This is a genomic window from Vibrio sp. SCSIO 43153, from assembly GCF_023716625.1.
GTDB classification, from domain to species: domain Bacteria; phylum Pseudomonadota; class Gammaproteobacteria; order Enterobacterales; family Vibrionaceae; genus Vibrio; species Vibrio rotiferianus.
Genome location: NZ_CP071856.1, coordinates 476,657 through 491,205 on the forward strand (window position 1 = coordinate 476,657; position 14,549 = coordinate 491,205).

General features: G+C 44.8%; 11 protein-coding genes. 3 read left to right on the forward strand and 8 right to left on the reverse strand.

All coding sequences use genetic code 11. The features are described from left to right. Positions 1 to 31: 31 nt before the first annotated feature. Positions 32 to 2,665 carry an ATP-binding protein gene (locus tag J4N37_RS18290; RefSeq protein WP_252043322.1) on the reverse strand — a complete coding sequence of 878 codons (2,634 nt, stop codon included), beginning with the start codon at positions 2,663 to 2,665 and terminating at the stop codon, positions 32 to 34. 611 nt (positions 2,666 to 3,276) lie between these two features. Between J4N37_RS18290 and J4N37_RS18295 the strand changes: the two genes are divergently transcribed. Together J4N37_RS18295 and J4N37_RS18300 are read left to right on the forward strand one after the other, a co-directional pair. Next, positions 3,277 to 4,710 (forward strand): glyceraldehyde-3-phosphate dehydrogenase, encoded by a 1,434-nt coding sequence (locus tag J4N37_RS18295; RefSeq protein WP_252043039.1) that lies wholly within the window; start codon positions 3,277 to 3,279, stop codon positions 4,708 to 4,710. 503 nt (positions 4,711 to 5,213) lie between these two features. Then, positions 5,214 to 5,435 carry a hypothetical protein gene (locus J4N37_RS18300; RefSeq protein WP_005442428.1) on the forward strand — a complete coding sequence of 74 codons (222 nt, stop codon included), beginning with the start codon at positions 5,214 to 5,216 and terminating at the stop codon, positions 5,433 to 5,435. A 151-nt stretch (positions 5,436 to 5,586) separates the two neighbouring features. Here the strand turns inward: J4N37_RS18300 and J4N37_RS18305 are convergent, their stop codons facing one another. From J4N37_RS18305 to J4N37_RS18320, 4 genes are all read right to left on the reverse strand, one after another. Further along, a complete protein-coding gene (locus J4N37_RS18305) occupies positions 5,587 to 6,201 on the reverse strand; it encodes a LysE family translocator (protein ID WP_010451264.1) in 615 nt (204 codons plus the stop codon). A gap of 108 nt (positions 6,202 to 6,309) precedes the next feature. Then, positions 6,310 to 7,224 carry a LysR family transcriptional regulator gene (locus tag J4N37_RS18310; RefSeq protein ID WP_252043040.1) on the reverse strand — a complete coding sequence of 305 codons (915 nt, stop codon included), beginning with the start codon at positions 7,222 to 7,224 and terminating at the stop codon, positions 6,310 to 6,312. Then, entirely contained in the window at positions 7,214 to 7,591 is a 378-nt protein-coding gene (locus J4N37_RS18315) for a nuclear transport factor 2 family protein (RefSeq protein ID WP_252043042.1), read from the reverse strand. Before J4N37_RS18315 ends, J4N37_RS18310 begins: the two co-directional genes overlap by 11 nt. Beyond that, the gene (locus J4N37_RS18320) at positions 7,588 to 8,043 is read right to left on the reverse strand and encodes an Lrp/AsnC family transcriptional regulator (protein WP_010451258.1); all 456 of its coding nucleotides are present in this window, start codon (positions 8,041 to 8,043) and stop codon (positions 7,588 to 7,590) included. Before J4N37_RS18320 ends, J4N37_RS18315 begins: the two co-directional genes overlap by 4 nt. A gap of 175 nt (positions 8,044 to 8,218) precedes the next feature. On the opposite strand from J4N37_RS18320, the gene yjeH reads away from it, so the two are divergent. Continuing rightward, a complete protein-coding gene (gene yjeH, locus J4N37_RS18325; protein ID WP_182025524.1) occupies positions 8,219 to 9,481 on the forward strand; it encodes an L-methionine/branched-chain amino acid transporter in 1,263 nt (420 codons plus the stop codon). A gap of 203 nt (positions 9,482 to 9,684) precedes the next feature. Here the strand turns inward: yjeH and J4N37_RS18330 are convergent, their stop codons facing one another. From J4N37_RS18330 to J4N37_RS18340, 3 genes are all read right to left on the reverse strand, one after another. Beyond that, positions 9,685 to 10,023, reverse strand: a complete 339-nt coding sequence (locus J4N37_RS18330) for a cytosolic protein (RefSeq protein ID WP_252043043.1) — start codon at positions 10,021 to 10,023, stop codon at positions 9,685 to 9,687. A 247-nt stretch (positions 10,024 to 10,270) separates the two neighbouring features. Continuing rightward, positions 10,271 to 13,321 (reverse strand): efflux RND transporter permease subunit, encoded by a 3,051-nt coding sequence (locus J4N37_RS18335; protein ID WP_252043323.1) that lies wholly within the window; start codon positions 13,319 to 13,321, stop codon positions 10,271 to 10,273. Next, positions 13,321 to 14,418 (reverse strand): efflux RND transporter periplasmic adaptor subunit, encoded by a 1,098-nt coding sequence (locus J4N37_RS18340; RefSeq protein ID WP_252043044.1) that lies wholly within the window; start codon positions 14,416 to 14,418, stop codon positions 13,321 to 13,323. Before J4N37_RS18340 ends, J4N37_RS18335 begins: the two co-directional genes overlap by 1 nt. Positions 14,419 to 14,549: the final 131 nt, after the last annotated feature.

A 14,549-nucleotide genomic window follows, 5' to 3' on the forward strand; every position in this document is an offset into this window, starting at 1 on the left:
AGCCGGAGAGAGTCCGGCTTTTAGGGGCGATTTAAGCAAGCTTTAGCTCTTTAAACAACTCAAATAACTGATGCGATTTATAAGGTTTTGGTAGGTAAGCGTCCATTCCAGCTGAAAAACACTTTTGTATGTCCTCTTCCAAGACACTCGCAGTAAGCGCAATGATTGTGGTTTTGTGTTTTTTCGTTTTATCTTCCCAACGGCGAATCTCTTCCGTTGCGGTCAAGCCATCCATCACAGGCATCATGCAGTCCATCAATATTGCATCAAATTCTCCACCTTGAGTGATCGCATCCAAGGCTTCTTTGCCATTACTCGTGATAAGATAGTCATATCCCGCCTTTTCTAGGAAAAAGCTCGCGATTTTCTGATTCATTAAGTTATCTTCGGCGATGAGAATTCGTTTATGTTTACCAGCAACATACTGATCCAAAGGCTGTGCGTTTACCGCTATTTCTGCAAGAGATTGAGATTTTCTCAGTTGGATTTCCGCCAACTCAGAGATTGCTGCCTGGAAACGCTTTCCTAAAAACGGTTGAGTTAGCAGGGCATGTACTCGATCTAAACTGATATGTGTGGAAAACAAATGATGCTGACAAACAACAACCTTTTCGAGTGGAAAACGAGCCTCCAACTGTTCAAGATCTTTATTGATGTTTTGGTGTAGGCTGTAGCAATAAAATACGACGTCGAAATCATCCTTTAAGTCGCAAGCACCTTTTGCATCATCAACACCCTTTAGTTCAATGCCTGCTAATCGACATTCTCGTTCAAGCTGAGGCGAGTAGCGATAATTGTCAGAAATGAGTAGACCACGCTTTACGACTTGTGAGCGCCAGAGCTGGCGGCTTACTATTTCAACCTCAACAGAAAATTCAAAGCTACTGCCATACCCTTTACTAGATTGAGCTTTAAGCTCTCCCCCCATCATTGAGACAAGCTGACGACATATAGCTAGACCCAATCCAGTCCCTCCGAATTGACGAGTAATACTGTCATCTTCTTGGGTGAAAGGTTTAAATATGTTGCTCAACTGACTTTCATCAATACCGATGCCAGTATCAGTGACTTTAAAATGTAACTCCCCTTTACCAGCACTCTTTCGCTGATATCCAACATCTACAGATATATACCCATCGTCCGTAAACTTGATCGCATTACTAAGTAAATTGGTAATGATTTGTTTGATTCGATGATCGTCTGCTTTCACCAAAGCCGGGATACTTTCATCAAGGCTAACGTGAAGCTCAATATTCTTGCTGGTCGCTTTTGAATGGAACAGAATCAATGACTGGTAAATAACCTCTCGAATATCAGCTTCTGTCAGTGAAAGGTTGAGGTTACCGGATTCAATTTTTGAGAGATCTAAAATATCATTGAGTAGAATCAGTAATGAATGCGATGAAGTATCAATGTTTTCTAGGATCTCTTGCTGGTGACTGTCTAACTCACTGTGCGAAAGGATCTCTGTCATCCCAATAATGCCATTAAGTGGGGTTCTGATTTCATGGGACATATTGGCAAGAAAAACAGATTTTGCTCGATTCGCTGCAATAGCTGACTCGCGAGTTTTAACCAGCTCATCTGTTTTCAAACTTTGCTCTTCAATGATGTTATTCAACTGCCGTGCAAACTCCGTAAACTCATCATTACCGTCTACCGTGATTTTTGCACTGCTGCCTCTTTCACCCCTCCCACGAAGAGCATGAAGTATTGCCCCCAGCTTTGAATGGACGCGAAACCAAGTTGTTCCTCCCAAAAAGCATAGTAAGGTCACCACCAGCAAGACAGTAACATTGATGATCACAAGCTCTCTTTTTTCATACTCTACTGCAGACATCAAACGCTCTTCCGCTTGAATGGAAAAACCTTTGATCAACAGAAGTAACCGTTGCAGCCGGTAATCTAAATCCACAAGATAGAACTGAAGTTCGACTTGAGACATTTTACCATCAATCAACTGAGAACGACTCTGTACATTCTGTCGGTAGCGAGTTGATTGGAAAAAATCGAGTAACTTGAACACTTGCTGGCTATCCGCCCCTAAAAGCAAAAAGCTATCTAGGCTTTCTTGCTGTTTATCGACCACCTTGATAAGAGTGTCCCTGTTCGGTTGTGTGTAACCGCTGATTGCAAGGGTATAGGTTAGCCATGCTTCCTTTTGTGTCCAGAAAGACAGTTCAGCCAAATGGGCTATGATGTCTTGAGTCCATTGAGAATCATCACTTTCTAATTGGTGGTATTCCCGATTCACCGACTTGAGCATTAATGCCATCATTTGATAGGCAATATCACCCGATTCAACGACTTCATCCAGGGGAGATGAAAACACGTTAAGCGCTTCTTCTTTCCACTCTAAAGCAAAATCACGTGTATTTGGGTTACGAGCAAACTGGTTATAAAACTGCTGAACTTCTTGCTGATGTAGCTCCAACTCAACAGAAAGCACATCTGTTTTTTGATGTTGTCGCTCTCGCACAGAGCGATATACAAAGTTGGCCGCATCCGAGATAGTCTTTAACGTATGAATATTGTTGACTGTTAGGTTCAGTCTTTCCACCTGCTGTGTCGTATGTGAAAACTGGAGCAATGCGAACCATGTGATAACCACGATAGGCATCATTGTTAGTAAAGCTAAACGACTCTTTATTGATAATTTCGTTATCATTTGGCTTTGCGAACCGAAAAAAAACTGACGTTCTAAAATACTAGTCCAGTTTCATACTGCCGTCGTTTTGGTCGGGTCAATCTAGAGTAAATTCTTTGTTTTGAAACACCTAAAAGCCCACTCTCTCTCAAGAAATCTGGTGTGGTGCAGATTTGTGTGACTTAACACAAATTTTTGAAAACCTATTTTCCTACTTGATGCCCTGAGCGACTTGTACTTAAGACTCTCTAGGAATTTCTTTGTTAAGCCCGACTTATGATTACTATTTTTGTTTACAAACAGATTCGCATCTCCTTTTTACTGAAACTGAAAATTGCATCCATCAGAATAAATAAGACTTAGATCGTTATCATCACGAATTAAGTATCTAACTTTACTAAAGTCAATATCACTAATTGCTATACAAATCACCCTACATTCAACAGTAAATACCTAAGAATGCGGTGATTTATCTCATATTATTTTTCCTAGCAGAATAAGAGGTCACACCGTACAATTCGCACACAAAATTATTACAACCACATTACATAACAAACTCTCACACTTTACCGGTGAGGTAACAGAAGAGAGTAAAGTCAGCCCCAAAACGTGAAAGGTCCGAAACAACAATGAGTCCAGAGAAATATCTCCAAGACTGGCAAACAAGCCAAACGATTGCCGAATCTATTTCCCCTCTTATCGGTAAGCTATATCGTCAAAAAGGCATTGAAGTCGTCCTCTTCGGTAAAACACTGATCAATGCAACCACCATCGACATTCTCAAAACTCACCGAATTGCCCGCCGTTACACTGGTTCTCCCCTCTCTCTAGAACAAACCATGCCGATTATCCAAGCGCTTTGCGAAATGAGCATTTCGTCTTGTCGTGTGGATGTAGGTCAATTAGCAAATATGTACTGGCGAGATCATGATGATGCGTCCTCACTTGAAGATTTTCTTCAAACGGCGCTAAACGGCGCACGTGATGCCGATTCATCCCTTGAAGCTCGTGACGTAGTGCTTTACGGTTTTGGGCGAATTGGTCGTCTACTAACCCGTCTTTTAATCGAGAAAAGTGGCCCTGGCTACCCGCTGCGCTTACGTGCAATCGTTGTTCGAGGTGGTAAAAAAGGCGATTTGGAAAAACGTGCTAGCTTACTAAGACGTGATTCTGTTCATGGTCAGTTCAACGGTAGCATTGTGGTAGATGAAGAGCGTAAGGCTCTGATTGTAAACGGCAACTACATCCAAATTATTTACGCTAACCAACCAAGTGATGTCGACTATTCAACTTACGGCATTCACAACGCACTTGTGGTTGATAACACTGGTGTTTGGCGTGATGCAGAAGGCCTAAGCCAACACTTGGCATGTACAGGTGCTGAGAAAGTACTGCTTACCGCCCCTGGAAAAGGTGACATCAAGAACGTAGTATTTGGTGTAAACGAGTCCGTAATTAAGCAAGATGACACCATCATCTCAGCAGCAAGCTGTACGACCAACGCAATCACACCTGTGCTTAAAGCACTAAACGATAAGTACGGCGTGCTTTCTGGTCACATTGAAACGGTTCACTCTTACACTAACGACCAAAACCTAATTGACAACTTCCACTCTGGAGATCGTCGTGGTCGTAGTGCATCTCTAAACATGGTTCTGACATCAACAGGTGCCGCGAAAGCAGTAGCAAAAGCCCTACCAGAGCTAGCTGGTAAGCTAACGGGTAATGCGATTCGTGTCCCAACACCTAACGTTTCAATGGCAGTTGCCAACCTAAACCTCGGTGAAGACGTCGATCGTGATTCATTGAATGAGTACTTACGAGGCATGGCGCTCAATTCAGAGCTATCCGCTCAAATCGACTACACAGACTCAACGGAAGTTGTGTCTAGTGATTTGGTAGGTTCTCGTCATGCTGGCGTAGTTGACGGTCAAGCAACTATCGCACAAGACAAGCGTTGCGTACTGTACATATGGTACGACAACGAATTCGGTTACAGCTGCCAAGTCGTGCACTGTATGGAACAAATGATGGGTGTTCGTTACCAGACTTTCCCTCAATAAGGTCAACTTTGCTCCACAACGTTAACCACAATGTGTAGCGATCTATCACCTCATTTGTTGTCAAACAATAATAACTATTATCCCCCGTTTATACGCCTGATGACCCTCAGGCGTTTTTTCTTTTTTGGGCGGTTTGACATTCCTCAGACAAATCGATGCGAAATTGAACGTTAGATACCCAAATGACCTCAATATTCAGAATTCAGAGCGTTGTTACTAGCGCTAGTTCAAAGATAAATCGCTTGCGTAATAGTTCACTATTGCCGAGGGATTTATCAAAGAAATGGCGTTAGTAACACGCTCCTTAGGGCAAGTTGTCTTGGCTCGAATACTTTGTTGACGATTCTCGATTTAGAATCACTAGAACTTCAAATCGTCGCTGCGTCTACGAACCAAGCCAATCTTGCTGAAACTAGAATTTTGAGGTTATTTGGGTATGTTCATGTTTCGTTCATGTTCAGATTATTAATATGAACCCATAGATTGAAAGAGAGGTCATGATTATGAATCGAATTATCGTTACTGCACTAGCACTGATTACTGGCTTTTTTACTTTGGTATTTAGCCTAATCATGGCGATTCCATTGACCATCGCAGCACTGATTACTGGTAAACGTATTGAAAAACGCGTGAAGCAAATGCAACAAGAAATGCATGAAGAGTATGAATTCAATACGGGTAAGTCCGACGCAATTGAAGGCGAGTTTGAAGAAGTTCGTCGTTAACGCTTCTGAAGGTTTCACACTCCCCCTATGTTCCTGAGTAACCTTCCTTGCTGACATCCTATCTCGTTTAGAGCTAGGATGTTTTTTTTGCTATATACAATAAAGGCTACCATCTCGGTAGCCTTTTCTGGTTGTAGTGCTCTCAGCTTGATTAAATCGTCACTACCACACGCACAGCCAATAGCATTAAAACGATGCCAGACAGGCGGTCAATCAGCACCGCTTTTGAACGAATACGATCAACGACACGTGAGTTGGACAATACCAACGTGATAAAGGTGTACCACAAACCATCGACAACAAATGGCGTAGCCACGATGATCATTTGATTACTGAGATCATTTCCTAGTGCCACAAATTGGCTAAATAGTGCGATAAAGAACAAAGCAATTTTCGGGCTTAAAATCGAAATCAAAAAGCCTTCTCGCGCAGATTGAATGACCGTTGTCTCTTCGCCAGACTCCAACTTTGCTGCTACGCCACCTTTTGAGCGCAATGCATTGAACCCTAAATATGCCAAGTAAGCCGCACCAGCAAGGCTAATGGTCTTGAACAGCAATGGGCTCTGCTGAAGTACTACCGCCAAACCAATTAAAGTGATGAACGCGTAAATCCCAATACCAAATGCGTGCGCCCAAGCCGTTGCGAAACCATTAACACGACCACCCGCCAACGAGTGTTTAGCAACAATGGCTAAACTTGGGCCTGGTGACATCGCCCCTAATAAACACACGGTAAAAAGTGATAACCAAACTGTTAGTGTCATAAGAATCTCCCCTCTTTGACACTAATCTATCAACGGAATAGGTATAAGTAGAAATCAAAGTTTTTCATACAAGCCATGATTTCAATTCATAACCTGACAATGCACTTATTAGCGAATGGAATACTCTGAAATTTGCATCACTGAACGAATCTCTTCTCGAACCCATTTATGCGCTGGATCCGTATCGTATTTCGGATGCCACATTAACCAATATTGATGAATCGGGGTTTCGAGAGGCAGCGATTTATGGGCTAAATCCCAATGCTTCGCGAGGTTAACCGCAATATGCTCTGGAACCACCATTAAATGTTCACTTGAAACCAAACGATTGATGGCAGCAGAAAAGAAAGGCACTTTGAACGTAACGTGGCGCGTATGACCTAACTCTCTTAACGCCAAATCGGTGTAGGAGTCTTTATCACCACCACCAGTCACTTTGATATGAGAATATGAAATTAAATCTTCAACACTGATATGCTCTTGCTTTGCTAACGGATGAGAGGCTTTCATCAAACAGACTGACGAATCCTCACCGATCTTAACGCTCGATACTCCTTGCGGTTTTTCCGGGTACATTGAAGAGGCGATGTGAATACCGCTCTCATGGAGCTTATCAAGAAAGTCCGGCTGCCATAGTCGGTAAGCCATGTCTAACTGAGGCGCAAAACCACTCAAGTGTGAAGCAATGTCTGGCAACACGTATTGGGCGACATAATCACTCGATGCCAACACTAGCTCTCCTTTCCAATCCGAAGGTTCGAAAGGTTTGTCATCAAGAAGGTGGTCAAATTCCGCAAGTAACGCATCCAGCTTATCTTTCAGTAGTAATGCTCTGGGTGTTGGAATCAGCTGATTGCCCTGACGTACCAATAGAGGATCGCCACATAGCTCACGTAGCTGAGCCAACTGGCGACTGACAGCCGACTGCGTAATGTGCAACCGCTCAGCCGTTCTACTTACATGGCACTCTTCGAGTAAAACATGCAAAGAACGTAATAAATTTAGGTTGATATTATTCAGCACGCTCGACCCACTTTGAACGCCACTGTGCTGCAGCGTACTCTTCTGGCCAGTATTCGACTTGCTTGCAAATCAGCCCCTCACGCACAGTGTGGAAGGTAATTGCTCGATCGGTTCGAACACCATCACTCACCACCACATCGGTAACCACTTGCTCGCCATCCGCCAAAATACGTTCAATGGTGAAGGTCCACTCACCTTCTGCGGGGTATGCAGAATTGAGCTCCGCAAAGTTCTTTCTGCCTCGAATCACTTCTTTTGTTAACGGCCAAATCACTTCACAGTCTGGTGTGAGGCACTCCGCCGCCGCAAAGAAATCATTACCCTCCATCGCTTTCCAGAAGTTGAGGACGATTTCTTTCTCTGTCATTTTACGAACTTGCTCCCTGTGGTATTAAAAAACTCAGTCAGCACAGTATGTGTCATGACATTACGAAGTTCTGGGTAACGTTGAATATGATCTCGAATCTCATTAAGGCGGGCAATATTGGGCACTTCAACAAACAGCATCATATCCGTTTCACCGCTAATGGCATGACACCACTTGACCCCATCGATTTTATACAACTCATTCGCGTAAGCATCACAATGGTGGCTGGATGCAGATGTATCAAATTTCAGCGCCAGATACGCACAAATCGTCGATTCTTCCGATGTCGCTATATCAGCGTGATAACCGAGGATGACTTTATCGGTTTCTAACTTTTTTATTCGAGCCGTGACTGCCGAGCGTGACAAACTCACATGCTCCGCTATCTCTGTAATTGAGAGACGGGCATTTTGACGTAATAGATCTATGATTTGATGATCAAATTTGTCCATAAACTCACCAAGCTTTCCTTAATTTTTCCATTCTACTCCATTACAACTTATTGAAAACCGACAATTTGAAGGTTGTCAGCATAACAACCGTCATTTTGACGGTCGACAACATCATATTGTTGTGCAGAATTTAGCTATGCTTGTCACTCGCACCATATGGAAGTTCGAGGCAGTTATGGAACAACTCAACAAAGACATCACTCTGATATCAGGCATTGGCCAACTCTCCACCACGTTAATGGGAACGGGGTTATTTATGATTCCGGCAATTGCAGCTGGCATTGCTGGGCACTTTTCTCTGTGGGCTTGGATTGTATTGTTCGTGGCTATCTGCCCTATTGCGCTTACTTTCGCACAACTTGGCAAGCGCTACCCCAACGCTGGAGGCACTGCCTTTTTTGTCCGTAAAGCCTTTAGTCCCAAATTGGAAAGCAGCGTAGCGTGGTTATTCGTTAGCGTGATTCCTGTTGGTGTTCCTGCCGCCGTTGCTCTGGCTGCGGGCTTTTTGCAACAACTGTTACCAGAGGCAATCAGCAACCACCTTTTCGCACAAATTATCACGGTCGCTCTCTTAGTTTTTGTTAATTTGCTTGGTACTAAATCATCCGGACGTCTGCAAACCGTTATTGCATTGAGCATTTTTGCATTGGTTGGCGCGTTTTTATGGAAGGGCGATGTTGGATCTGCCGATCTTACGATGCCTGCAATCACTATGGATTCCACTTGGTCGATTGCCGCAGCTCTTGGGGTAATGTTCTGGTGCTTTGTCGGCATAGAAGCCTTTGCACACATGGGAGAAGAATTTAAGAACCCACAACGAGACTTCCCTATTGCTATTATCGTTGGCTGCTTTGTCGCTGGCGCAACCTACTGGGCATGCTCAGTGGTGATCCTAAAGTTTGGCGCATATGGTAGTACCGAGTTGGACAGCGCTTCCATCCCTTGGTTAAGTGCGCATCTTTTTGGTGACCATGCCAAATGGCTAATTAGTCTAATAGGTTTCTCAGCATGTTTTGCTAGCATCAACCTCTACACCCAAAGCCTAGCTCGTATGGTATGGGCACAGGCAAGGGAGTACAAACCAGCAAGCGCCATTGCTCGCGTATCGGTTCGCGGCGTGCCTGCTAATGCCACGATGATCGTTGGCGCTATCTTGCTCGCATCTTGCCTATTGGGCTCACTCTCTGGATTGGACCTGGAATTTTTCCTCAAGCTTGCCAACGGAATTTTTGTTTTGGTTTATCTACTTGCCATGCTTGCTGCATATAAATTACTGCAAGGAGCAGGCAAACTTCTCGCAGGAGTTTCGCTACTCTTATGTACCGCAGTGTTTATCTGCTTAGGCTGGTCAATGTTGTACGCCATTACTATTTTTGCTGTCCTTTCATTGCCATGGAAACAATGGCGAAAAAAGAATCATGACCAGGTGATTGAGTGACGGAAAGGGTGGCAGAGCAGAAGTAACGTTGTTTCTGCCCCATTTCTTGCTAGTGACACAACTCGCCAGTCAGCCGCAGCTATGCTGTTCTTATCGAAGCTAGAATCAGGATCCATTCAACTCGCGTTCTGTTAACAAACGAAACGCTTGCGAATAAAGGGCTAGGTATTCCAACTCGTCGATTTCAAGTTACCGAATAATTTTCATTCCATTCGAGTAATAAAGGTTTGATCATCATCCACAAAAGCTACAAAGCCGCCGTGATAAATAAACACCCTACCACGTCCCTCAACTAGGCACGCTAGCTGTGGGTTCAAATCTTCTTCGTGATCCGGGCTTTGAAAAGTGCCTGTATCAGTAATTACGCCGCTGAGTGTAGGCAAATATCCATAAGCACGTTTAGCTTGATCAATCAGGCTCAATTCGCTGTCAGTAGAGAAGCAAGAGGGGATCTTACCAGCGTCTTCTATGAATATAGGTTTCAGTTCTTCAAAAGCTGTAATCACCAGCCAGTCGATGCCGTTAACATGATGGATAAACATAGAGTTTCTCGATAATTCTGATGCGGAGATTCTATCATTATCAGTTGTAGAGCATAGTAGAAATTTAGTTGCTAAAGGCGGTAATTCTCTACCATTTCCAGACACTCTCTAGTCAACTTGAAACACCTTTCTGTCCAACACCTTATTTTGGTTATATTTCGAAGCTAATACACCACTCACTTAAAAATACTCTCCCCCATAAAGAAAGAAGGAGCCAAATGGCTCCTTCTTGAGTTTTCACGGTAATTTATGTCGCCTCTACTTTTACGCGGAAAAAGATGGCGTAAAACAGCGGAATGACGACCAAAGTAAGAATCGTGGCAAACAGTAGACCAAACATAATGGTCACCGCCATACTCTTAAAGAATGGATCAATCAGCAACGGGGCTACACCCAAAATAGTCGTGAATGCGCCCAGTAGAACCGGACGGGCACGGCTTAGTGCTGCATCAATTATCGCAGTATATGGCGTTTTACCTTCACGAATTTCAACATCCGCTTGGTCAACCAATACAATCGCGTTTTTCACCATCATACCAATCAAGCTTAAGAAGCCGAGAATGGCCATAAACTCAAACGGTGTTTGGAAGATGATAAGCCCCACGGTGACACCAACAACCGCTAGCGGTGCCGTTAGCCAAATCACCAGTGGCTGACGCAGTGCGTTAAACATAAAAATTACCGAAAGAATCATCGCAGCAAACCCGTATGGTGCTGAAATTACAAGTCCCTCGTTGGCATCTTTCGACGCTTTATATTCCCCATACCACTTCAGCTCATACCCTGCTGGCAGCTCAATGGCTTCAATTTGACTGCGAACTTGCTTGAATGCGTCTGCCGTCAATACACCCGGCGCTGGATCCGCTTGCACCAGAATCGTCGGCATGCGGTCAATTCGACGCAAGATGGCGTCTTGGTATACCACATCAACAGAGTTCACCAGTTGACTTACAGGAATATAAGCACCGACCGTTGGGCTGAAAACTTCCGTATTTTCAATCGCGCGTTGGTGGCTTCGCTCACTTTCCGGCGCGCGGACAACGATTGGGATCAAATCATCTCCCTCTCGATATACACCTACATTCCGACCCGTTAAGGTTTGCGCGATAGCTTGGTTAATCTCCATCGTAGTCAGCCCATATCGCTGGGCTTCTTCTGCAGAATAGGCAGGGCGAAGCACAGGGACTTGTTGACGCCAATCATCCTGAACCGCAATCAAGTTACTGTCCGCCAGCATGATGGCTTTCGCTTGCTCTGCCAGTTGACGCAACACCGCGCTATCTGGGCCTTTGAAACCGGCTTCAATCTTCTTACCACCTCCGCGACCAAGCATGAACTTCCACACTTTGATGGACGCATCTGGGTATTTTGCTTCTAACTCACTTTGTAGCTCACCCAGTAACGGGGCGATCTTTGTGTAATCGTCGATATCAATCAGCAGTTGGCCGTAGCTTGGGTTACGAGCTTCTGGCGCGTAGGTCAGCATGAAACGTAAGCCACCACCACCAATAAAACTGGTGATGTTGGTAATTCCCTCTTTGGCTTTTACATCTTGCTCAATACTCGCGACCACAGCTTCGGTACGCTTGATATCAGATCCTTGCGGCAAGTAAACGTCCACAACAAACTGCGGGCGTTGAGATTCCGGCATAAAGCCCGGAGGTACAAACTTCACGCCCCAAATCGCTGCTGTCATCATTCCCAGCAACAGTGCACAACTGATGATGCGGTATTTCAATACCCATGCGAGCAGTGACTTGTAGCTTGCCACGACGCGACTAGGCTTCTTATCTGCATCTGCCGCTTTTACTTTGAGGAAATCGTGACACAGCATTGGTGTTACTGTGACTGCAAATACCCAACTAAGGAGCATTGAGTAAAGGATCACCCAAAACAGAGAACCTGCGTATTCCCCCATGTCCGAAGGCGATAGACCAATCGCGCTGAACGCACAAATACCAACGACAGTTCCCCCTAATAAGGGCCACTTGGTTGCATCAACGACTTCAGACACTACAGTATTGCGATCGGCGTTTGGATCTTGTTGAAAACGCACCAAGATGCCATCGGTCACTACAATGGCGTTATCCACCAGCATACCCAAGGCAATGATCAACGCCCCAAGAGAGATTCGCTGCATCGCAATATCTTCTATGAGCATGATGCACAGTGTGCCAGCCACCGTTAGTAGAAGCACAAAACCGATAATCACACCCGAACGTACACCCATAAACAACAGAAGCACGACGAATACAATACCAACCGCAGCGATCAAGTTGTCGATAAAGTTCGCTACCGACGCGCGAACAGAATCTGATTGCATCGAGATAACATTCAGTTCCATACCCAATGGGCGCTGACTTTCCAGTTCAGCCAAACGTGCTTTTACCGCATCTCCCATGTCCACAACGTTACCGCCGGATACGTTGGAAATACCAAAGCCCACCGCTCGCTCACCGTTGAAACGCATCAACATGGTTGCTGGCGCTTTGTATCCGCGAGTAATGTCCGCAATGTCACCTAAACGAAGCACTGTATTGTTGTTACCTAGCCCTACTTGTAGATTTTTAAGGTCGGCAACAGAATCAATGTTGGAACTTGGGATCACGGGAATGCGCATCGCACTAGTTTCGATGCTACCTGCCACTGTGACTAGATTTTGCTTTTGCAGAACTTGAAACACTTTCTCAGCAGAGACACCAAACTCGGCTAAGCGCTCACTTGAAATCTCAACGAAGATGGTTTCTTGTTGCTGCGCCAATGTCGCTGTTTTCGCCACACCTGGTACGAGTACGATTTCACGGCGTAAACTATCGACATAATCTTGCAACTGCTTATCACTGAATCCTTCACCTGTAACAGCAAAGAACAATGCATATACATCCGCGAAGTCATCATTCACAATAGACGGTCCTGCTCCCGGAGGAAGCAGTCGCTGTGCATCGGTCACTTTACGACGCAGTTTATCCCATACTTGTTGTAGCTCAGCGGCGCTGCCTGCAAACTCGAGTTTAATCTCGACCGTGACCTCTGACATTCCTTGCATCGAGACGGATTTCACTTCTTTGACTTCTTGCAAAGCCTGAACGGCGCCTTCGATAACATCGGTCACTTCGTCAGAGACCTCCTGCGCCGTCGCTCCTGAGTAAGGTGTCGCGATCACTGCCTGACGAATAACAAACTCAGGGTCTTCAAAACGACCTAGTTTGAGGTAGCTGATGTAACCACCTAACAGTATTAGAGTAATAAGCACCCACACACTTGTACGCTTAGCTATGGTATAACGTGCAATGTCCATCATTGTGCTCCAGCGCGATCATCCGTGTAAGGGCGAACTTCCATGCCCTCTCTCACACTTGATACCCCTGCAATGATCACCTTCTCACCCAACGAAAGATGTTCGGTAACAATCATGCGGTCTTTGTTGAGCGCACCAATCGCCACATAACGCTTCGTTGCTTTGTCGTCACTGCCAACGACCCAGACAAATTGCTTGCCTTGGTTGTCAGGGACAATTGACGTCAGAGGTAAGGTAATTTGTTGATTCTGAGTGTTGCCTGAAGTGGAAACAGGCAGCACTTTCACCGCCATTCCCGGTAATACATGGAAACCGTTTAAATGCTCAAAACCCAACACGACCGGATACGCCTGAGAAACAGGGTCTGCTACGGTCGCAACCGTGCGCAGCTTTAATGGAAAAGATTGCCCAGGAATGGCTGAGATTTCAGCAATTGCTTTCGTCCCCTCTTTACCGGAGAGCATCACTTTATGTGGAATATGGATGACCACTTCAAGATCATTAATATCATGAACGGTCAGAACAGGTGCATTCGATTGGACTTGAACGTAGTTATCAACCAGCTTGCGTCCAACGATGCCATCAAAAGGAGCAAAGATTTGGGTGTATTCTAGATGACGCTTTGCATCTTCAACACGTGTACCAGCAAGATTATAACGTGTCGTGATCGTATCTAAGTCGGCCTTTGAAATTGCTTGGCTTCTCTTAAAAACAGCTTGAGCACGCTCATACTCACGAGACACATTCTCAAACTCAAGTTGCGCTGACACCAATGCATTTTTTGCATCTCGATCATCTAAGGAAGCAAGCAGTTGACCCTTGCTCACCTCATCGCCTTCCTTAACGAAAATGCTGATCAGTTTCCCACTCACTCGAAAAGCAAGGTCTGCGCTTTCTGCAGCACGAACAATACCATTAAAGCTCAGCTCCATTGCTGATTGGGTTGTAACGACTTCAATAAGTGCAGGTTTGATTAGTGGTGCGACGTCTGATGCCTCACTTTCATCAGAACAACCGATAATGCTTAAGGAAGAGATGAGCAGTGCTGAAATAGCACTCAGTTTAAGTGTGTTTTGGCCAAATTTAGTTGCGACCATATTTTCTTTACTCCAAGAGCGTGACCCATTATTGAGTAGTCACTATTGAACTTTACGCACAAGCGCAGAAGTAAACTTCGGAGTTTATTTTAAAGTCAATTTAGCCAAAGGTAAACTCGAAAGTTTACCCA